At 35.6% G+C, this 20,939-nt stretch carries 19 protein-coding genes; 11 read left to right on the top strand and 8 right to left on the bottom strand.

Annotation, left to right across the window (positions count from 1 at the left end; all coding sequences use genetic code 11):
- Positions 1-355: 355 nt before the first annotated feature.
- The 7 genes from AC06OU_RS09815 to dnaA all read right to left on the bottom strand — a co-directional run bounded on the left by AC06OU_RS09815 (position 356) and on the right by dnaA (position 10,247).
- Positions 356-1,465 carry an HD-GYP domain-containing protein gene (locus tag AC06OU_RS09815; protein WP_475855488.1) on the bottom strand — a complete coding sequence of 370 codons (1,110 nt, stop codon included), beginning with the start codon at positions 1,463-1,465 and terminating at the stop codon, positions 356-358.
- Positions 1,466-1,632: 167 nt separating this feature from the next.
- Positions 1,633-4,149 carry a DNA gyrase subunit A gene (gyrA, locus tag AC06OU_RS09810; protein ID WP_475855486.1) on the bottom strand — a complete coding sequence of 839 codons (2,517 nt, stop codon included), beginning with the start codon at positions 4,147-4,149 and terminating at the stop codon, positions 1,633-1,635.
- A 27-nt stretch (positions 4,150-4,176) separates the two neighbouring features.
- Positions 4,177-6,099: a DNA topoisomerase (ATP-hydrolyzing) subunit B gene (gene gyrB, locus AC06OU_RS09805; protein ID WP_475855490.1), complete on the bottom strand. Its 1,923-nt coding sequence runs from the start codon at positions 6,097-6,099 to the stop codon at positions 4,177-4,179.
- 48 nt (positions 6,100-6,147) lie between these two features.
- Entirely contained in the window at positions 6,148-7,260 is a 1,113-nt protein-coding gene (recF, locus tag AC06OU_RS09800; protein ID WP_475855484.1) for a DNA replication/repair protein RecF, read from the bottom strand.
- A 1-nt stretch (position 7,261) separates the two neighbouring features.
- Entirely contained in the window at positions 7,262-7,489 is a 228-nt protein-coding gene (yaaA, locus tag AC06OU_RS09795) for a S4 domain-containing protein YaaA (RefSeq protein WP_340881194.1), read from the bottom strand.
- Between the two features lie 107 nt (positions 7,490-7,596).
- The gene (gene dnaN, locus AC06OU_RS09790; RefSeq protein ID WP_169359831.1) at positions 7,597-8,733 is read right to left on the bottom strand and encodes a DNA polymerase III subunit beta; all 1,137 of its coding nucleotides are present in this window, start codon (positions 8,731-8,733) and stop codon (positions 7,597-7,599) included.
- 170 nt (positions 8,734-8,903) lie between these two features.
- Positions 8,904-10,247, bottom strand: a complete 1,344-nt coding sequence (dnaA, locus tag AC06OU_RS09785; RefSeq protein ID WP_340881197.1) for a chromosomal replication initiator protein DnaA — start codon at positions 10,245-10,247, stop codon at positions 8,904-8,906.
- Positions 10,248-10,822: 575 nt separating this feature from the next.
- On the opposite strand from dnaA, the gene rpmH reads away from it, so the two are divergent.
- The 11 genes from rpmH (at position 10,823) to AC06OU_RS09730 (ending at position 20,719) form a co-directional block, all read left to right on the top strand.
- A complete protein-coding gene (gene rpmH, locus AC06OU_RS09780) occupies positions 10,823-10,957 on the top strand; it encodes a 50S ribosomal protein L34 (protein ID WP_475855482.1) in 135 nt (44 codons plus the stop codon).
- Positions 10,958-11,027: 70 nt separating this feature from the next.
- Entirely contained in the window at positions 11,028-11,372 is a 345-nt protein-coding gene (gene rnpA / locus AC06OU_RS09775) for a ribonuclease P protein component (RefSeq protein WP_169359829.1), read from the top strand.
- A 79-nt stretch (positions 11,373-11,451) separates the two neighbouring features.
- Entirely contained in the window at positions 11,452-12,228 is a 777-nt protein-coding gene (gene yidC / locus AC06OU_RS09770; RefSeq protein WP_169359828.1) for a membrane protein insertase YidC, read from the top strand.
- On the top strand, positions 12,225-12,980 hold the full coding sequence (jag, locus tag AC06OU_RS09765; RefSeq protein WP_340881199.1) for an RNA-binding cell elongation regulator Jag/EloR: 756 nt from the start codon (positions 12,225-12,227) through the stop codon (positions 12,978-12,980). The genes yidC and jag overlap by 4 nt, the downstream gene beginning before the upstream one ends.
- A gap of 240 nt (positions 12,981-13,220) precedes the next feature.
- Complete coding sequence (mnmE, locus tag AC06OU_RS09760) at positions 13,221-14,606, top strand: tRNA uridine-5-carboxymethylaminomethyl(34) synthesis GTPase MnmE (protein WP_169359826.1); 1,386 nt, start codon at positions 13,221-13,223, stop codon at positions 14,604-14,606.
- Positions 14,607-14,628: 22 nt separating this feature from the next.
- The gene (gene mnmG / locus AC06OU_RS09755) at positions 14,629-16,518 is read left to right on the top strand and encodes a tRNA uridine-5-carboxymethylaminomethyl(34) synthesis enzyme MnmG (protein WP_475855480.1); all 1,890 of its coding nucleotides are present in this window, start codon (positions 14,629-14,631) and stop codon (positions 16,516-16,518) included.
- Positions 16,519-16,541: 23 nt separating this feature from the next.
- Positions 16,542-17,258: a 16S rRNA (guanine(527)-N(7))-methyltransferase RsmG gene (gene rsmG, locus AC06OU_RS09750; RefSeq protein ID WP_475855478.1), complete on the top strand. Its 717-nt coding sequence runs from the start codon at positions 16,542-16,544 to the stop codon at positions 17,256-17,258.
- 87 nt (positions 17,259-17,345) lie between these two features.
- A complete protein-coding gene (gene noc / locus AC06OU_RS09745) occupies positions 17,346-18,215 on the top strand; it encodes a nucleoid occlusion protein (RefSeq protein WP_251556724.1) in 870 nt (289 codons plus the stop codon).
- A gap of 146 nt (positions 18,216-18,361) precedes the next feature.
- Positions 18,362-19,123, top strand: coding sequence for a ParA family protein (locus AC06OU_RS09740; protein WP_169359841.1), 762 nt, complete (start codon positions 18,362-18,364; stop codon positions 19,121-19,123).
- Positions 19,116-19,958 (top strand): ParB/RepB/Spo0J family partition protein, encoded by an 843-nt coding sequence (locus AC06OU_RS09735; protein WP_340881204.1) that lies wholly within the window; start codon positions 19,116-19,118, stop codon positions 19,956-19,958. The genes AC06OU_RS09740 and AC06OU_RS09735 overlap by 8 nt, the downstream gene beginning before the upstream one ends.
- A 62-nt stretch (positions 19,959-20,020) precedes the next feature.
- A complete protein-coding gene (locus AC06OU_RS09730; protein WP_475855476.1) occupies positions 20,021-20,719 on the top strand; it encodes a DUF554 domain-containing protein in 699 nt (232 codons plus the stop codon).
- Here the strand turns inward: AC06OU_RS09730 and AC06OU_RS09725 are convergent.
- Positions 20,684-20,939: DUF1256 domain-containing protein (locus AC06OU_RS09725; RefSeq protein ID WP_475855474.1), on the bottom strand; the 256-nt coding region annotated here is incomplete at its 5' end. The two genes, AC06OU_RS09730 and AC06OU_RS09725, sit on opposite strands and share 36 nt — an antisense overlap.

Here is a 20,939-nt window from a genome sequence, read left to right as displayed (position 1 = left end):
AATCAAGCCGAAGCTTGTTGATGCTGTATGTCTTAACGTTTTGCATGTTCAGTTTTCAATGTTCATTGTGTCGTTTGTTCCGACAGCTTTATTATCATATCAAAATTTTATTTTGTTGTCAACAACTTTATTCAAATTGTTTTTTTGCAAATAAGAATTAAAAATGAGAACTTGATAACTATACCATCCTTTGAACCTATTCGTCAATACTTTTTAAGAATAAACTTTAGAACTATTTAAAGTATGAGAATCACTTATAAAAGTTCTAAGTGATTCTTCTATATAACAGCCATTTTAAAAAGGTTCTAGTACTTGAGTTACCTTCTTTGGATTAGAAGGGTAATTCATTATCTTATCAATTGATTACACTTTCAATATGCAAGGATCTCTTTCCTGCTAAATCAATTATATGGCCGGTTTCCAAGAGACGGATCATAGGTCTCATTGGAGAATCTCTATGAATAAAGATAATCTCTCCCATTTCTCCATCTGATAATCTCACCTTTGTGGAAATAGGTAAGTCACAGACAAGGGAGATGAGAGCATTGACAACTTCTATATTATACTTACCAAACTCTTCTTCTTTAATCATCTCTAATACTTTAAAAGAGGAAGCTTTAGCCCGATATATTCGTTCTGATGTCATTGCATGATAAACATCAGCCACAGCTATAATCTGAGAGAATAGAGATATATTGTTCATTCTTTCTCCTTTAGGATAACCACTTCCATCTAATCTTTCGTGATGCTGGAAGATTGCTAGTTTCATTTCTGGCTTCAGTAAAGGACTATCTTTAATAGCTTGGAAGCTAAAAATAGTATGTTTTTTGATTTCAGAAAACTCATTTTCCGTAAGTGGCGTCTTTTTATCTCTAATCTTATAGTTCACCTTGGCCATTCCAGCGTCAGCTAATAAGCCAGCAGTCGCTATTTGGTTGATGAGACCCGGCTCGTAACGAAGCTTTTTTGCAATAGCTCCCGATAATATACCTACAGCAATAGAATGGTGTGCTACATATTTATCCATAGAAGAAAAACTATTTAAAAGAGAAAATATATGCTTCTCCTGCATCGCACGATCTACTAAAGGCATAACAATATTTCTTAATTTTGCTACATCCACCTTAACTCCTGTTTCCCATGCAGTAAACTCTTTAAAGAAGTTATTCACCGCTTGGTTATATAAGGTATTAAAGTTTGTTTTATTCGATAAGGAGTTACTATTTTTCTGCTCATCTACTTGTTTTTTATTGTTTAGCTCGAGAATTTCTTCTTCTGACCTATTAAAGATATTTTCAACAGAGATAGGTACTTTAATAATATTAAATGCTCTTAGTACCTCAATATGCTCCCTAGAGACTTTTGTATCTTTTCGTACAACTGGGGACTTTGTATTCACAAACAGATCTTCGGCTATTATACTTCCAATTCTAACCTCTTCTAGATTTTGTAAGATATATTCCATTTGTTACCCTGCTTTTTCTTTTATTTTCCTTAATTATACTAAATTCTATTGATTCTTGTATATGCGAATTCTATGTTTCTATAATTAATATAAATCGTATTTTTACTTAGCTACAGTTATCTAACAAAAAAACTACCCTTAAACAGTGTCTAAGGGTAGTTTTTTACTTATTCTTCTATTTCTTCTGTTGAGGATGAATCATCATCAGGAGTCACAGCTGCTTCTTCAATTTCAGCATCTATTACTTCTTCTTCCTCTTCTTTTTCAACTTTTGCTACGGTAGCAATTAACTCGCTGCCAGATAATCTCATTAGACGAACACCTTGTGTACTTCGTCCTGTCATAGAAATGTCGTTTACATCCATACGGATCAACATGCCATTAATTGTGATTAGCATTAAGTCTTCAGAGCCATCTACTGCCTTCACGGCACATAAAGGTCCATTCTTATCAGTGATTTGGCATGTTTTCACACCCATACCACCTCTAGTTTGCAATCTATACTCAGATTCTGGTGTACGTTTACCATAGCCATTCTCTGTAACCACTAGTATCTCTTGTCCAGGTTCTATAATTTCCATTCCTACTACATAATCGTCATCCTTCAAACGGATTCCTCTTACTCCTCCAGCAGTCCGGCCCATAGAACGTATATCTGTCTCTTCGAATCTTACTAGCTTACCTTGACGAGTACCTATGATAATCTCTTTTTTACCGTTGGTTAAACGAACTCCTATCAGTTCATCCTCTTCTCGTAAAGAGATAGCTATTAAACCATTAGCACGGATATGTGCAAAACCTGATACTGGTGTTCTTTTTGTTACACCATGCTTGGTCGTAAAGATTAAGTAATTATCTTCTTCGAATGAAGCCATTGGGATCATCGCAGTTACATGCTCGTTTTTCTCAATGCCTAGAAGATTAACCAGTGGCAGGCCTTTTGCTGTGCGGCCATACTCTGGAATTTCAAATCCTCTTGCACGGTATACCTTCCCATTATTCGTAAAGAATAGAATTGTATCATGGGTGGATGTGTACAATAAATGCTCAACGAAATCATCTTCATTAGTTCCCATTCCTTGTACCCCACGACCACCACGTTTTTGACTCTTATACGTATTTGCAGGTAAACGTTTAATATACCCTTTATTTGTTAAAGTAAGCACAGAATTTTCTACAGGTATCAGGTCTTCATCTTCAAAGACCTCTGCTCCTCCTGCAACAATCTCCGTTCGGCGTTTATCTGCATAGCGATCTTTAATCTCTGTAATTTCTTCACGGATGATTTCAATTACACGATATTCATTAGCTAAGATGAATTTTAGTTCCTCTATTAATTGAACTAATGCCTTATATTCATCTTCAATTTTATCGCGCTCTAATCCAGTTAAACGTTGTAAACGCATATCTAGAATTGCTTGCGCTTGTCGTTCTGATAAATCGAACTGCTCAATTAAGCCGTTTTTTGCTATTTCTCCTGTTTGAGAAGAACGAATTAGCTTAATAATTTCATCAATATGATCTAATGCAATTCGTAAACCTTCTAGAATATGCGCACGGTCTTCAGCCTTGTTCAATTCAAACTGCGTACGGCGACGAATTACTACTTTTTGATGTTCTAGATAATAGTAAAGCATTTCTTTTAGGTTCAACACTTTAGGCTGGTTGTCCACCAACGCTAACATATTAATACCAAAGCTCGATTGTAGTGCAGTTTGTTTGTATAAGTTATTGAGGAGCACGTTAGAATTTGCATCCTTACGAACTTCAATAACAATACGCATTCCGTTTCGATCTGATTCATCAGCCAAATGAGTTATTCCATCAATTTTCTTATCACGTACAAGCTCTGCTATTTTTTCAATTAGACGAGCTTTATTTACTTGATATGGAATTTCTTTAACGATAATTACTTCTTTACCGCTAGGCTTTTGTTCAATCTCGACCTTCGCACGGATTAGGATAGAGCCCTTCCCAGTCTCATAAGCACGACGAATCCCGCTACGGCCCAATATGATACCGCCTGTTGGGAAATCGGGACCTGGAATAATATTCATTAATTCCTCAATAGTGATGGCTGGGTTTTCCGTTAAAGCCAAAACCCCATCTATTACCTCCCCAAGATGGTGGGAAGGGATGTTAGTTGCCATACCTACGGCAATTCCCGAAGCTCCATTTACAAGTAAATTCGGATATCTACTTGGTAACACAACTGGCTCTTTTTCTTGACCATCATAGTTATCTTTATAATCTATCGTATTTTTATTTATATCGCGTAATAATTCTAAAGCTATTTTGGACATACGTGATTCTGTATATCGCATAGCCGCTGCTCCGTCTCCATCGACAGATCCAAAGTTACCATGGCCGTCTACCAGCATGTATCGATAGCTAAAATCCTGCGCCATACGAACCATTGCATCATAAATGGAGGAGTCACCATGTGGATGGTATTTCCCCATTACGTCTCCTACGATACGGGCAGATTTTTTATGAGGCTTATCTGGTGTATTTCCTAGTTCTTGCATCCCATATAAGATTCGACGATGTACGGGCTTTAAACCGTCTCGTACGTCAGGTAATGCACGGGATACAATAACGCTCATCGCATAGTCAAGAAAGGATGTTCTCATTTCTGTACTAATATTGATTCCTCTGACACCTTTATTCGGTATTTCTGACATCCTAAAGACCTCCAGTTAAACACATTCTTAAATATCTAAATTTTTAACATATACAGCGTTGTCTTCGATAAACTGACGACGAGGCTCTACCTCTTCACCCATCAGCTGTGTGAAGACTTCATCTGCCTCCATTGCATTATCCAAGTTAACTTGAAGCAATGTACGATTTTCTGGATCCATTGTTGTTTCCCAAAGTTGAGTTGCATCCATTTCTCCAAGTCCTTTGTATCGTTGAATATTTGGCTTAGAGGTTTTAGGTAAGCGATCTAAAATTTCTTTTAGTTGTTCATCGTTATAACAATACTCTACATGCTTTCCTTGTTTTACTTGATATAAAGGTGGTTGTGCTGCATACACATAACCTGCTTCAATCAATGGTCTCATAAATCGGAAGAAGAAGGTAAGTAATAATGTACGAATATGAGCTCCGTCTACATCCGCATCGGTCATGATAATGATTTTATGATAACGAGCTTTTTCTAAAATAAACTCTTCTCCAATGCCAGTGCCTAAAGCTGTAATCATAGTGCGAATCTCTGCATTTCCAAGTATTCTATCTAAACGTGCTTTTTCCACATTTAATATTTTGCCTCGTAATGGAAGAATCGCTTGGTAGTGACGATCACGCCCTGATTTCGCTGATCCACCTGCCGAGTCACCCTCAACTATATACAATTCGCTATCAGCCGGAATACGAGAAGAACAATCTGCTAATTTCCCTGGTAAGCTAGATACCTCTAAAGCTGACTTTCGACGAGTTAATTCTCGTGCTTTTTTCGCAGCTACACGTGCACGAGCAGCCATCAACCCTTTATCCACAATTTTTCTAGCAATTTGAGGATTTTCTAATAAAAATCGATCAAAACCTTCAGCAAACAAACTATTAGTAATAGTGCTTACCTCGGAGTTACCGAGTTTTGTTTTAGTTTGTCCTTCAAATTGAGGATCGGGATGTTTTACGGAAACAATAGCAGTTAAACCTTCTCGTACATCATCACCAGACAAGTTTGTTTCTGAATCTTTTAGTAAACCATTTTTTCTTGCATAATCATTAATTACGCGAGTAAGGGCAGTTTTAAAGCCGGATTCATGTGTTCCGCCTTCATACGTATTAATGTTATTTGCGAAAGATAAAATGTTTGATGAATATCCAGCATTATATTGCATAGCAATTTCAATAGATATTCCGTCTTTCTCGCCTTCTACAAAAATAGCTTCTTCTGTAATCGGCTCTTTTGATTTATTTAGATCCTCTACGTAAGACTTAATACCACCCTCGTAAAGGTATTTAACTGACTTTTCTTGGCCTTCTCGTTCATCTGCAATAGTAATGGTCAAACCACGGTTTAAATAAGCTAATTCTCTTACGCGGTGCGCTAAGATATCATACTCATAAACAGTTGTTTCCGTAAAAATTTGCGAGTCTGCTTTAAATCTTGTAGTAGTTCCTGTTTCTAATGCTTCTCCCGTTACTTCTAAAGGTAAAGCAACAGCTCCTCGTTCAAACTTAATCGTATGAATTTTTCCATCGCGTTTAACATAAACTTCCGTATACTCTGACAAGGCATTTACTACTGATGCACCAACACCGTGAAGCCCACCGGATACTTTATATCCGCCGCCGCCAAATTTACCACCAGCATGAAGAACAGTCATAATAACTTCAACTGCAGGTTTTCCCATTTTTTCTTGGTTATCAACTGGTATACCACGGCCATTGTCTTCCACACGAATCCAATTGTCTTTTTCAATCGTTACAATAATATGATCGCAATAACCAGCGAGCGCCTCATCAATACTGTTATCAACGATTTCCCATACAAGATGGTGAAGTCCTTTAGAGCTAGTAGTCCCTATGTACATTCCGGGACGTTTTCTTACCGCTTCTAAACCTTCTAATACTTGTATCTGATCAGCATCATAAGATGGTTGTAAATCTTTCTCTTCCATTGCCAACTTGCTCACCCACTCTTTCATTACTTTCAATACTGGTGAATTTTATTTTATAACTGCCCCTTGTTCCACATGAAACATCTTTGCCTGTTTAATCGTGTCATGGGCTATTCCTTCAATACTTGTCGTTGTAACAAACGTCTGAACGTCACCATGAATAGTCGTTAATAGATGCGATTGTCGGTAGTCATCTAACTCCGATAGAACGTCATCCAGCAATAAAACAGGAGCTTCACCTACCTCCTGTTTTATCAATTCGATTTCGGCTAATTTAAGTGATAAGGCTGTTGTTCTTTGTTGTCCTTGCGAACCATAAGTTTGAACATCATAGTCATTGACAAAAAATTTAAGGTCATCACGATGAGGGCCATACAAAGTGACTCCGCGATCTAACTCTCTTTTTTGATTTTCAAATATTTTTGTCTCTAAAGTTGTCTTCATCTGACTTTCCGAATAGTCTGCTTTAATACCTATAGTAGAGTCATATGCAACTGTGAGTTTTTCTAATCCTCGCGAGATACCAAAGTGAATTGGTTCTGCCCACTTTTGAAGTAATTCCATAAATTGGAATCTTTTTTGTATTACTTTTACTGCAGCATTTATATATTGTTCTGTATAAACGTCAAACATGACATCATTTAACTTAGATTGACCTTGATGTTTTTTTAAAATATGGTTTCTTTGCTTTAAAATCTTCTGAAAGTTAAGCAAATCATGTAAATACCTAGGAGATATTTGTCCTATTTCCATATCTAGAAAACGTCTTCTGACTTGAGGACTACCTTTAACCAAAAACAAATCCTCTGGTGCAAACATGACAACATTAAGCTGACCTATGTAGTCACTGAGTCTATTTTGTTCTAGGTGATTCACCTTTGCTTTTTTTCCTTTTTTGGAGAGTATTAATTCCAAGGGGAGTCGTCCATATTTTTTCTGTATATCCCCTATTATTTTACCATACTCTGCTTCCCAGCGTATCAATTCTTTATCATTAGAAGTTCTATGAGACTTCGCCATTGATAATACATATAGGGATTCCATTAAGTTAGTTTTACCTTGGGCGTTTTCCCCAATCAACACATTTATTTTGGAGGAAAAATCCAATTCTATTGAATCGTAATTACGGAAGTTTTTAAGCTCAAGTCGTTCAATATACATATTACTCTCCGTTCTCAGGTCCAATCATTAGAAATTTTCCTACTCCTGGAATATTTACTACATCTTTGTTTCTTATTTTTCTACCTCTTCGTTGATCTGCTTCTCCGTTTATATATACGGTATTTTCGCTCAAAAACCATTTAGCCATTCCACCTGAACTTATTGCGTCTGTCATCTTTAGTAATTGACCTAAGGTAATAAATTCCGAATCAAAACGAATCTCTTCCACTAATTATTCAACCTCTTCTCATTTTGTTTATCCCACCATTTTACCCTAATAAAGCAAATAAGTAAAAAAGATAGCCACTATTGGTGACTATCTCTTGTTTATGCTGTTTAGTAAGTTCTTACCGGAAGGATTAATTGCAAGATTGAATCGTCATGTACAGATTTTAAAACAAACGGTCTCATAGTTCCTGCAAAAAGAATTTTAACATCTTGACCATCAATCGCCTTTAGTGCATCCATCATGTATTTAGCACTGAAAGAAATTTTAAGCTCTTCGCCTTCTATCGTTTCCGCTAGAATTTGTTCTTCTACTTTTCCGATTTCCGGAGAGTTGGAGGAAACTTCTAAGGAATTTAAATCTAGAGTTGAAAAGCGAACAACATTATTTCTTTCTTCTCGTGCCAATAAGGAAGCACGATCTATTGCTTGCAATAAAGATTTACCGTTAACGACAATAGTTGTTTTATATTCGCTTGGGATCAGTCTAGATGTGTCAGGGTAATTTCCTTCTAACAATCTAGAGTAAAATAATACATCCTCTGTTTTGAATAATATCTGCTGCTGAGTCATAACTATAGCTACTTCAGAAGAAGTTTCTTCTAGAATTTTATTTAATTCATTTAAGCTTTTTCCTGGAATGACTACGCTATATTTTTCTTCAGGTAAATCTTTTAATGCTGTTTTTCTTTTTGCTAGACGATGGCTGTCTGTAGCTACACAGTGGAGCTCTCCATCAATAACCTGCCAATTCACTCCAGTTAATACTGGTCTGCTTTCTGATGTAGAAACAGCAAATACTGTTTCTTTAATAATAGATTTCAACAAGTCAGAAGGAATGTAGAATTGTCGATCTTCTTCAAGTTGAGGTAACAAAGGATATTCACTAGCATCAATGCCTATTAAGTTAAATTCTGATTTACCTGAACGGATATGTGTGTGGAATTGGTTTGTAACTTCAATTTCTACATCATTTGTAGGTAATTTACGAACAATCTCACTAAACATTCTTGCTTGGACAACTATTGATCCTGGTTCTACAATCTTTATAATTTGTTCTCCATTTTTTTCAACTGGTATAAATGTTTGGATCGTAATATCTGAATCACTACCAGTCAAATACAAACCTTCTTTTGTTACTTCTAATTTTAATCCAGTCAATATAGGAATTGTTGTTTTAGAACTTACGGCTTTCATTACATCATTTAGTCCATTTAATAGACTATCTCTCATTACTTCAAATTTCATTTTAGTACCTCACTTATATATTTATTATTTATTAAAAGATTAATAGATATAGTAATAGGGCTTGTGGATATGTTGATAAGTGCATATTTCGCTATATTTCGCCACATATCCCCATGTGTATAACTTGTGTTTAAGTATGGACCTAAAATAGGAACTTATCCACAATCTAATTATCTACCGAGGATAGATTTTATTTGCTTAATATCATCCTGCAGGTTCATATCTGTTTTTAGCATCGTTGCTATTTTATCGTGTGCATGAATTACTGTAGTATGATCACGTCCACCAAACTCTTCGCCAATCTTAGGCAATGAGAAATCAGTTAGCTCGCGGGAAAGAAACATAGCTATCTGACGAGGGAATGCGATAGATTTGGTACGCTTTTTCGCAGTAAAATCCTCTAATCTAATATGAAAATGCTCTCCTACAACCTTTTGGATATCTAAGATTGTAATAATTCTTGGACGTGCATTTGGCAGAATATCTTTTAATGCCTCAGCAGCCAAGTCGATATTAATATCTTTATTAACAAGCGAGGAATAGGCCACTACGCGAATAAGTGCACCTTCAAGCTCTCTTATATTTGAGTCAATTTGGTTTGCGATATAGGCCATAACTTCATCAGAAATATCTAAACCGTCTGCGCGTGCTTTTTTACGTAAGATAGCAATTCTTGTTTCTAAATCAGGTGGTGCTATATCTGTTATCAAGCCCCATTCAAAACGGGAGCGTAAACGATCCTCTAAAGTGGGGATCTCTTTAGGGGGTCTGTCACTGGAGATAACAATTTGTTTAGATTCTTCATGTAATGCATTAAAAGTATGAAAAAATTCTTCTTGAGTTGATTCTTTTCCGGCAAGGAACTGAATATCATCTATTAAGAGAACATCTACATTTCGATACTTATTTCGGAAGTCTACTGCTTTGTTATCGCGAATAGAATTAATAAATTCGTTCGTGAATTTTTCAGAAGATAAATAAACCACTTTTGCATTCGGATTGTGTTCTTGAACATAGTGTCCAATCGCGTGCATTAAGTGGGTTTTTCCTAATCCAACTCCTCCGTATATGAAAAGAGGATTATATGCTTTTGCAGGTGCTTCTGCTACAGCTAAAGACGCAGCATGGGCAAAACGGTTACCAGAACCAATGACAAAAGTATCAAATGTATTTTTTGAGTTAAGCATTCCAGGAGAAAAGTCTGGCTGATCATCTGGAGTAACCGGTGTTTTTGGCTTTGGTATTTCAAAGTCATCAAAGTCCTGACCCTTAGGTACTACAAAAGAAATTAATAGTTCATTGCCAGTAAGTTCGGTAAGAATGCCAGCAATTAAATGAACATAGTGATTTTCGAGCCAATCCCTAGCAAAGGAATTGGGCGCAGCTATGGTTACAGTGTCTCCCTTATAAGAAAGCATCTTTGTTGATTTTAACCAGGTTTCGAAGCTTGGTTTCGATGTTTTCTTTTCTACTTCAGAGAGAACTTTAGCCCAAAGTTCTTCAAAGTGTTCCAATAACATAATCTCCTTTTCTATAAGATTGATAGGAAATTTGTTTCTCCTACCTCTTAGTAATAAGACTGTTTTACAAAAAGAGAATAATCATTCTGCTTTATATTTTATATGTATAAATTATAGTTATATACACAAATCCACGTCCTGTGGATAAACTTTATAAACGTATGGGGAAAATATTATCCACAGATTACTAACAACTGTGGATAATAAAAAATAACATATTTCGTTTGAAAAAGTAAAACACAGATATCGTATCAAAAAAACGTTGCAATTACAAGATACTTTAAGGTTATCCACAATATTAAATTAATTAACAGTTAAGGTTGTCCACAGCAAAGGGATATGTTAAAAACATGTTCATAAGCTATGTGGATATTTTTTTGTCGAAAATTGTTATTCACAGGTAAGTGGGAAAAGATATCTTAGTATGTGGATAAGAGTGGACAAGTATAAAACAGAAGCAGCAAGACGTGGACTTAAATAAAGATTGACAAATACAGTGTAGTTTTTATATAATATCGGAGACTGTCTAAGGAACATTTTAAGATGATCACTCAGGAGGTGTCATATAGATGAAACGTACATTCCAACCAAATAGCCGTAAAAGAGCAAAAAATCACGGTTTCCGCGCACGTATGAGTACAAAAAACGGTCGCCGCGTAATAGCAGCCCGTCGTGCTAAAGGAAGAAAAGTATTATCAGGCTAATTATAAGTCCACTGACCAATTCAGTGGTCTTTTTTTTCTTTCAAACCGATTAGTTGGAGCAGGTGACTAGATGAATAAGAAACAACGCATAAAAAAGAATGCTGAATTTCAAAAGATCTTTAAAAAAGGGAAATCATTCGCCAACAGGCAGTTTGTAGTTTATACAATGGAGAATGAATACGATTATTTTCGAATAGGATTATCTGTAAGTAAGAAAGTTGGCAATGCAGTAGTTCGTAATCGTATTAAAAGATACATTCGTCAATCCTTTTTAGAGTTGAATGATTCAGTGGCAGGAAACAAAGATTATATTATTATCGCCAGAAATTCGGCGGCCAAGCTTGACTTTCATGAGACAAAAAAGAACTTAGAGCATGTTTTGAAAGTAGCCAAAGTTTTAAAGAAGAAAAGCTAGTGAAGTCTTTTGGATGAGATGTTAAGATAAGGATAGATGAAAGATGAAAGATGAATGTATTTTAATAGGGGGAAGAAGGTTGAAGAGAAAATTACCTTTACTATTATTATTAATAGTAATGACAGCTTTACTAGCTGGATGTACGGAATTCAATGAACCAATTTATAATACTTCCGAAGGTTTTTGGAATGAATACATTGTTTGGCCATTAGTTTCCGCTATTACATTTTTCCAAGAGCTATTAGGGACATATGGTCTAGGGATCATTGCAGTAACGATTATTATTCGTTTAGTAATTTTACCGTTAATGATTAAACAAACTAAAAACTCTAAGGCAATGCAAGAAGTACAACCAGAGATGTTAAAGCTAAAAGAAAAATATAGCTCCAAGGATGCTGTAACACAGCAAAAATTCCAACAAGAAATGATGGCTTTATATAAAGATAGAAATATTAATCCAGCAGCTGGATGTCTTCCTATTTTTATTCAGATGCCAATACTAATCGGTTTCTATCATGCAATTAGTCGTATGAATAATACACCTGAGATCAATCTAGGTGATTTCTTAGGTTTTGCATTGGCAGAGCCAAGTATTATCCTAGCTGTCTTAGCCGGAATCATGCAATTAATCGTATTGAGAACTGGCCCAGCAATGGACAACCCTCAAATGAAAATCATGATGTATATCATGCCGTTCATGATCATGGGATTTGGTATTGTATTACCTGCTGCCTTAACATTGTATTGGGTAATCGGAAATATTATATCTATCATTCAAAACTTATTCATTTATAAACCTTGGAAAAGAGAAAAACAAGTACCTGTTAAAGCAAAAACGGGAGGGGCCAAAAAATGAAGCAGATTACACAGACTGCACCTACAAAAGAGGAAGCTATAAACGTTGCACTTAAAAAACTTGAAGTATCGAGAGAAGACGTGTCAATTACCGTAGTGGAAGAAGGGAAAAAAGGCTTTTTTGGATTTTTATCTAAGCCTGCAGTTGTTGAAGTAACTGTTTTAAAAAAGGATGACCCAGTCGATCAGGTCTTGGAAGAAAAAATAGTAGAGGAAGTAATCGAACAGCCGATTTTAGATAATACCTCTACATTAGAAGAAGTAAAAGAAACTATAGAAGTCACTGAAGCACCAAATAATGATCAAGCGATAGCTGAAACAAAACTATATCTTGAAACAATCGCTAAGGAATTGGATATTGACGATTTAGTAATTAGTGAAACAAGAGAGGGTAAGTACATTTATCTTCATTTAAACAGTGAAAAGGCGGCCTTATTAATAGGAAAAAGAGGCCAAACATTAAATGCACTGGAAAACCTATCTCAATTAGTTGCAAACAAATTCTCAAATTCCTTTATCCTTATTAGGTTGGATGTTGGTAACTACCGTGAAAGAAGACAAGAAGCATTAGAACAGTTAGCAGAACGAATGGCTGACAAAGCAGTGCGTACTGGTCAACCGATAGAATTAGAACCAATGTCTTCTTCTGAGAGAAAGATTATTCATAATGCTTTATCCCTAAGAGTAGACATTGAAACGTACTCAGTCGGTAATGAACCAAATAGATATTTAGTGATCGAATCAATAAAATAAGTAAAACGGATTTTAGCTTGAAAATAAGCTGGAATCCGTTTTCTTCTGTTATTAATCCGCTTAAGAAGATTTCCGAAGATGAGCGATAAGCCATCAGTAGGATTCTTTTTTTGTTCACATAATAAAAAGTATCTATACTTCTGATTTAGGACAAAATATGTTATTGTTATATGTTAGATAGTCATGTTCTTTTTAGTTATTCACATGTGGATAACTGGAAGCGCAAGGAGGTGTACACTTTTGGAATTTGATACAATAGCTGCAATTTCCACTCCATTAGGAGAAGGAGCCATTGCCATTGTAAGACTTAGTGGGGCAGAGGCAATTTCAATTGCTAATAAAGTTTTTCAGTCTCCAAATGGAAAAAATCTTAGTGAACAATCTTCTCATACTATTCATTATGGACATCTCGTGGATCCAAAGACGAATGAAGTAGTAGAGGAAGTTATGTTGTCTCTTATGAAAGGTCCAAAAACTTTTACGAGAGAAGACGTAGTAGAGATAAATTGTCATGGAGGACTAGTAACAGTAAATAGAGTTCTTCAGTTAATACTTATAAATGGTGCACGGCTTGCAGAACCTGGTGAGTTTACAAAACGTGCTTTTTTAAATGGAAGAATAGACTTATCACAGGCTGAAGCGGTAATGGATTTAATAAGAGCCAAAACTGATAAAGCAATGAATGTAGCTTTAGGTCAAATGGATGGACGTTTATCACGTCTCATCAAAACCTTAAGGCAAGCACTCCTTGAAACTTTAGCTCAGGTAGAGGTAAATATTGATTATCCAGAGTATGATGACGTTGAAGAGATGACGTTACCTATGATGATTGAAAAAGGAACTTGGGTAAAAGAAGAAATTGAAAAGCTTTTAATTACTTCATCTCAAGGTAAAATTCTTCGCGAAGGGCTGTCGACAGCAATTGTCGGAAGACCAAATGTAGGGAAATCATCACTTTTAAATAGCTTAATTCAAGAAAACAAAGCAATTGTTACGGAGATAGCAGGAACTACGAGGGATATTATAGAAGAATATGTAAATGTACGTGGTGTCCCTTTAAAATTAGTAGACACTGCTGGAATCCGTGAAACAGAAGATATAGTCGAACGCATTGGAGTAGAGAAATCACGCCAAGTTCTAAAAGAGGCAGATTTAATTTTACTTGTGTTGAATAATTCAGAAGAGCTAGCTGAAGAAGATAGAAGGTTATTCGAGACTATTAAAGGAATGGATTATATCGTTATCGTTAACAAAACGGATCTTCCAACCAAGTTAGATTACGATGAGGTACAACGTCTTGCTACTGATAAGCGAATTGTTTCTACTTCCTTATTAAAAGAAGAGGGAATTGACGAGCTAGAAGACTCTATAGCGTCCTTGTTCTTTGAAGGAAATATTGAAGTGTCAGACATTACCTATGTTTCTAATGCCCGTCATATCGCTTTATTAAATCTTGCTAAATCTACAATTACTGATGCCATTGAAGCAGCACATAATCACGTGCCAGTCGATATGATTCAAATAGATGTTACTAGAACGTGGGAAATATTAGGAGAAATAATTGGAGATACAGTCGAAGAAAGCCTGATTGACCAGTTATTTGCTCAATTCTGTTTAGGAAAATAAAAAACGAGAGGAAGTTACGAACATGCCAAACTTTGAAGCAGGCAAGTTCGATGTGATTGTTGTAGGAGCAGGGCATGCGGGTGTTGAAGCCGCATTAGCCTCTGCTAATATGGGTGCTAAAACGCTTGTTTTAACAATCAATCTAGATATGATTGCATTTATGCCATGTAATCCGTCCATCGGAGGCCCTGCAAAAGGAATCGTAGTGCGTGAAATTGACGCCTTAGGTGGAGCCATGGGTAAAGTTATAGATAAAACTCACATTCAAATGAGAATGTTGAATACAGGAAAAGGACCAGCAGTACGTGCACTTCGAGCACAAGCGGATAAGGTTCTATACCAAAATGAAATGAAACGTCTTATAGAGGAACAAGCAAACCTTACAGTTCATCAAGCAGTAGTAGAAGAACTATTAGTTGAAGATGATAAAATTGTTGGCTTAGTAACCCAAGTAGGGGCAGTTTATCGAGCAGAAACAGTAGTTATTACTACAGGTACATTTTTACGTGGTGAGATTATTATAGGAGACCTTAAATATTCTAGTGGTCCCAATAACCAACAACCATCCATTAAGCTAGCTGATAGTATCCGCAATTTAGGATTCGACCTAGTTAGATTTAAAACAGGTACTCCACCTCGTGTAAACAGTAAAACGGTGGACTATAGTAAAACAGAAATTCAGCCAGGTGACGATGTTCCTCGAGCATTTAGTTTCGAAACAACAGAATTTATTATGGATCAATTGCCTTGCTGGTTAACATATACAAGTTCTGAAACACATCAAATTATCAATGATAATTTACATTTATCGCCAATGTATTCTGGTATGATAAAAGGAACGGGTCCAAGATACTGTCCGTCTATTGAAGATAAAATTGTTAGATTTAATGATAAGCCACGTCATCAAATCTTCTTAGAGCCAGAGGGTCGTAACACAAGAGAAGTTTATGTACAGGGGTTATCAACGAGTCTTCCAGAGCACGTACAACGTAAACTGTTAGCTTCTATCCCAGGATTAGAAAATGCGGAAATGATGCGAGCAGGCTATGCGATTGAATATGATGCAATGGTTCCAACACAGCTATGGCCTACGCTAGAAACAAAAAAAGTTAAAAATTTATATACTGCTGGACAAATTAACGGAACTTCTGGTTATGAAGAAGCTGCTGCTCAAGGTCTAATGGCAGGAATTAACGCTGCTCTTAGAGTATTAAATAAAGAAGAGAAAGTGTTGAGCCGATCAGATGCGTATATTGGTGTCTTAATTGATGATTTAGTTACAAAAGGAACTAACGAGCCATATCGCTTGCTTACTTCAAGAGCTGAATATCGTTTACTACTTCGTCATGATAATGCTGATTTGAGATTGTTAGAAATTGGATATAACATTGGCTTAGTGCCAGAAGAACGGTATAATAAGTTCTTAGAGAAAAAGAAAAGAATTGAAGATGAACTTCGTCGCCTACGCTCCATTATTATCAAACCGAATGAGGAGACTCAAGAAGTTGTTCGTAATGCAGGTGGTAGCGAATTAAAAGATGGAATTCGTGCTTCAGATCTTCTTAAAAGAACAGAAATGAACTACGACTTAGTAGCCCAACTAGTTCCAGGAGAAGTTCAGTTAAGTGAAGAAGAAAAAGAACAAATTGAGATTCAAGTTAAGTATGAAGGTTATATAGATAAATCTCTACAACAAGTTGATAAGTTGAAAAAAATGGAAAACAAAAAAATCCCTGATCAAATTGATTACAATGCAATCTCCGGACTTGCAACAGAAGCAAAACAAAAACTAATGCAAGTAAGACCATTATCTATTGCACAAGCATCTCGTATTTCAGGAGTAAACCCAGCAGATATTTCTATCCTTCTAATATATATTGAACAAGGTAAGATAGCTAAAATCACTGGTTAGTCTAAGACAATGAGGAGAACAAAATGAACGAAGAACAATTTAAAAATGCCCTCTATGAAAAAGGAATTGAACTAACAAATTTCCAATTAGAGCAATTCAGAAAATATTATGAGTTACTTGTGGAATGGAACGAGAAAATGAATTTAACAGCTATTACAGATGAACCATCTGTTTACTTAAAACATTTTTTAGATTCTATCAGTGCTTCTTTCTATGAGGATTTTAATGGTTCCCTTTCTGTTTGTGATGTAGGAGCAGGGGCAGGGTTTCCAAGTATTCCATTAAAAATTTGTTTTCCAAACCTTAATGTAACAATCGTTGATTCTTTAAATAAAAGAATTCAATTTTTGACTCATTTAAGCAAGGAGCTAAATTTAAAAAATGTTAATTTTGTTCATGCGCGTGCGGAGGAATTTGGACAAAATAAAGAATATAGAGAACAGTTTGATCTTGTTACTGCACGAGCGGTAGCAAGACTCTCTGTACTGTCAGAGCTATGTATTCCACTTGTGAAAGTCGGTGGGAAGTTTATAGCTATGAAAGCAGCAAGTGCACTAGATGAATTAAAAGATGCACAAAAAGCTATTGAGGTATTAGGCTCTGAAAAAAGTGCGGAGTATTCTTTTCTATTACCGATAGAAAATAGTGAGAGAACGTTATATGTCTTTTCTAAAATTAAAAGCACACCGAAAAGATACCCTCGAAAGCCAGGTATACCAAACAAAACACCTATTATTTAATGAGGAACGTTCCACGTGAAACATTATTATATTATTTTCTGTGTCGTGAACATAAGTAAAGAGTATCTAAAAGGTGGTGCTAGTTAGATGAAAAGTCCTTTCTCACGATTTTTCGGAGGTTCTGATAAGCAAGGACAAGATCCAGTCGTTGAGGCTACTCAGACTAATAATGAAGAAGTAGTACAAGTAGCCATAGAAAAAATAGTTCCTAATAGGTACCAGCCTAGGACCGTTTTTGATGATGCAAAAATAGAAGAACTTGCTAGAACTATTCATACACATGGTGTAATTCAACCTATCGTCATTCGTAAAATGGATGACGATAAGTATGAAATAATAGCGGGGGAACGTCGCTTCAGGGCGATGACAAAGCTTAAGTGGACAGAAGTACCTGCTATAGTTCGTAACTTAAGTGATAAGGAAACAGCATCGATTGCATTGATAGAAAATCTTCAACGAGAAGAGCTGACTGCCATTGAAGAGGCAGTAGCCTATCAAAAATTACTTAAGCTGCATGAGCTAACTCAGGAAGCGCTCGCTCAAAGATTAGGTAAGGGCCAATCGACTGTAGCTAATAAGTTACGTTTGCTGAAACTACCAGAAGAAATTCAACAAGCAATTATGGATAAGAGATTGTCGGAACGTCATGCAAGATCTCTTATGCAAATAAAGGATGAAGAAATACAAATCAAGCTTATGGTTGAATCCATTGATAATCATTGGAATGTAAAACAACTCGAAGAAAAAGTTAATGATATAGTAAATCCTCCTGTAAAAGAGGAAAAAGCTCCAAAGCCTAAAAGAAAAGCGATTAGTAAAGATGTACGAATTGCTTTAAATACGATCAAGCAATCTCTTAGTATGGTTACTAAAAGTGGAATCAATTTAAAAACCGAAGAAGAAGACACCGAAGATTTTTATCAAATAACAGTAAGAATACCTAAAAAGAAATCATAAATAGATATTATAATATATAAAATATATGAAACTCTCACTATTTTGTGAGAGTTTTTCTTTTGTAACAATAATAACATTCATTTTTCTGTAAAATTTGATAGAATGGAAGAGAGTGGTTTTTTATTTTGATGAAAGTAGGTGCAAGAGTGGGAAGAATTATTGCAATAGCCAACCAAAAAGGTGGTGTAGGTAAAACTACTACATCCGTTAACTTAAGTGCCTGTCTTGCATACTTAGGAAAGAAGGTTTTACTGGTAGATATAGATCCCCAGGGAAATGCTTCTAGTGGCGTTGGTGTCAACAAAGGCGATGTGAATCAATGTATTTATGATGTGTTAATAGATGATGTTAGTGTAAAAGAGACAATTTTAGAAACGAAAGTGGAAAATTTACATATAGTTCCTGCAACCATTTCTTTAGCTGGTGCAGAAATTGAACTAGTATCTACCATTTCAAGAGAAGTGCGACTTAAAAAAGCATTGCAGGAAGTGCAAGCTGATTATGAGTATATTATTATAGATTGTCCTCCTTCACTTGGTCTCTTAACTATCAATTCTCTTACTGCTGCTGATGCCATTATAATCCCAGTTCAATGTGAATTTTATGCTTTAGAAGGGTTAAGCCAGTTACTGAGTACGATTCGATTGGTGCAAAAGCACTTAAACAAAACGTTGGCAATTGACGGGGTGTTATTAACAATGTTTGATGCCAGAACAAATCTTGGCATTCAAGTAATTGAAGAAGTTAAAAAATATTTCCAAGACAAAGTATATAAATCTATTATTCCAAGGAATGTTCGTTTAAGTGAAGCACCTAGTCACGGGGAGCCTATAATTATTTATGATCCAAAATCTAGAGGAGCGGAAGTATATTTAGAACTTGCGAAGGAAGTGATTCGTCATGGCTAAAGGACTTGGAAAGGGGATTAATGCTCTTTTTCCTGGAGAAGATACAATGCCAGAAGAAAAAGTAGAACAGATTAGTATTGTGGATATTAAACCTAATCCTTATCAACCAAGGAAAATATTTGACGATGAGGCATTACAAGAGTTATCTGAATCTATAAAAGAGCACGGAGTACTACAACCGATCATCGTTCGAAAAAAAGGTTCTAAGTTTGAAATAGTTGTAGGAGAGCGCAGATTTAGAGCTTCTAAAAAAGCTCATTTAGATGCAATTCCTGCTGTAGTACGCGAGTTAAATGATCAACAAATGATGGAACTTGCTATCTTAGAAAATCTACAAAGAGAAGATTTAACACCGATTGAAGAAGCCGAGGCTTACCAAAATCTGATGGAAACTCTTGGTCTTACCCAAGAACAATTAGCGTTCAGACTGGGGAAAAGTAGACCTCATATAGCAAACCATATCCGCTTACTTACACTCCCTGATGTTGTTAGAAATGCTGTCTCTGAAGGGAAATTATCCATGGGACATGGGAAGGCATTATTAGGTTTAAAGAAGAAAAAATCTATCCCTCTCATTATGCAAAAAACAATTAAAGAAAATCTAAATGTAAGGCAGTTAGAAGCCTTAGTTCAACGTTTAAATGAAAATGTTCCACGTGAAACAAAAAAAATAGATAAAGATATTTTTACTTTAGAAAAAGAATCAGAATTAAGAGAACTCTTTGGGACAGCTGTAAAAATAACTAAAAACAATGAAAAGGAAAAAGGGAAAATCGAGATAGAGTTTTACTCGAAGGATGACTTGGAAAGAATTTTAAAATTGTTAGAGGATTAGACATGACCTATTTCTAGGACAACCTAGAGATAGGTTATATTTTTAGGAGAAGAGGATAGGATATGGTGTTATTTGGTACATTGGTCAATGCAATACTGATCATAGCAGGGACATTAATCGGACGACTTTTAAAGGACATCCCTGAAAATATGAAACAAACGGTAATGTATGCTATAGGTATAGTAGTAATGGTAATGGGTATACAAATGGGATTAGAAAGTAGTAATTTTGTTATTATCATTATTTGCATCGTGCTTGGTGCAGTTGTAGGTGAGTGGATAGATATAGATAAATGGATTAACAGGTTAGGGCAGGCTATTGAAAAAAAGTTTGGTTCAAAAAAACAAACAGATAGTATTGCCCAAGGTTTTGTTACAAGCACACTTATATTTGTAATAGGCGCAATGGGTATATTAGGAGCTTTAAATAGCGGTCTTCAAAATGATCATGAATTGTTAATCAGCAAGGGAATCATTGACGGCTTTACTGCTATTATTCTCTCCGCAACGTTAGGAATAGGTGTTGTTTTTTCAGCTTTTCCGGTTGCAATATACCAAGGAACAATAGCATTGCTTGCTACACAAATTACAAGATTAGTACCAGAAGCTGCACTTGATTTGTTTCTTCAGGAAATGACAGCCGCTGGAGGAATTATGATTATTGGTATAGGAATGAATTTAATAGGATTAACTAAAATTAGAGTAGCAAATCTATTACCATCTTTATTATTTGTAGGTATTGTAGTGGCTTTTATTTTTTAAATTATATCTATGCCATGCAAGAAGTAGAGATCGAGAAATGACCTTTCCCATTTCAAAAGTAAGGTTTAATCGATTACTTTGCAATACATTATATTCCATATAGCCACCAATATTAACAATAGCTTTAATTGAAATTTCACCAATAGGTGGTATATCTTTTTTTACAGCTTTTCCAGGAAAAAGAGGGCCTGGATGAATAATAATTTCTCCAATGTTATTA

This window comes from Psychrobacillus sp., assembly GCF_056205495.1.
This window is presented reverse-complemented; position numbering and strand designations above follow the sequence as displayed.

Excerpts from the sequence above, each read along its gene's own strand:
- AC06OU_RS09815 (WP_475855488.1), bottom strand. The coding sequence starts at position 1,465 with ATGGAATATATCTTACAAAATCTAGAAGAGGTTAGAATTGGAAGTATA.
- gyrA (WP_475855486.1), bottom strand. The coding sequence starts at position 4,149 with ATGTCAGAAATACCGAATAAAGGTGTCAGAGGAATCAATATTAGTACA.
- gyrB (WP_475855490.1), bottom strand. The coding sequence starts at position 6,099 with ATGGAAGAGAAAGATTTACAACCATCTTATGATGCTGATCAGATACAA.
- recF (WP_475855484.1), bottom strand. The coding sequence starts at position 7,260 with ATGTATATTGAACGACTTGAGCTTAAAAACTTCCGTAATTACGATTCA.
- dnaN (WP_169359831.1), bottom strand. The coding sequence starts at position 8,733 with ATGAAATTTGAAGTAATGAGAGATAGTCTATTAAATGGACTAAATGAT.
- rpmH (WP_475855482.1), top strand. The coding sequence starts at position 10,823 with ATGAAACGTACATTCCAACCAAATAGCCGTAAAAGAGCAAAAAATCAC.
- rnpA (WP_169359829.1), top strand. The coding sequence starts at position 11,028 with ATGAATAAGAAACAACGCATAAAAAAGAATGCTGAATTTCAAAAGATC.
- jag (WP_340881199.1), top strand. The coding sequence starts at position 12,225 with ATGAAGCAGATTACACAGACTGCACCTACAAAAGAGGAAGCTATAAAC.
- mnmG (WP_475855480.1), top strand. The coding sequence starts at position 14,629 with ATGCCAAACTTTGAAGCAGGCAAGTTCGATGTGATTGTTGTAGGAGCA.
- rsmG (WP_475855478.1), top strand. The coding sequence starts at position 16,542 with ATGAACGAAGAACAATTTAAAAATGCCCTCTATGAAAAAGGAATTGAA.
- noc (WP_251556724.1), top strand. The coding sequence starts at position 17,346 with ATGAAAAGTCCTTTCTCACGATTTTTCGGAGGTTCTGATAAGCAAGGA.
- AC06OU_RS09735 (WP_340881204.1), top strand. The coding sequence starts at position 19,116 with ATGGCTAAAGGACTTGGAAAGGGGATTAATGCTCTTTTTCCTGGAGAA.
- AC06OU_RS09730 (WP_475855476.1), top strand. The coding sequence starts at position 20,021 with ATGGTGTTATTTGGTACATTGGTCAATGCAATACTGATCATAGCAGGG.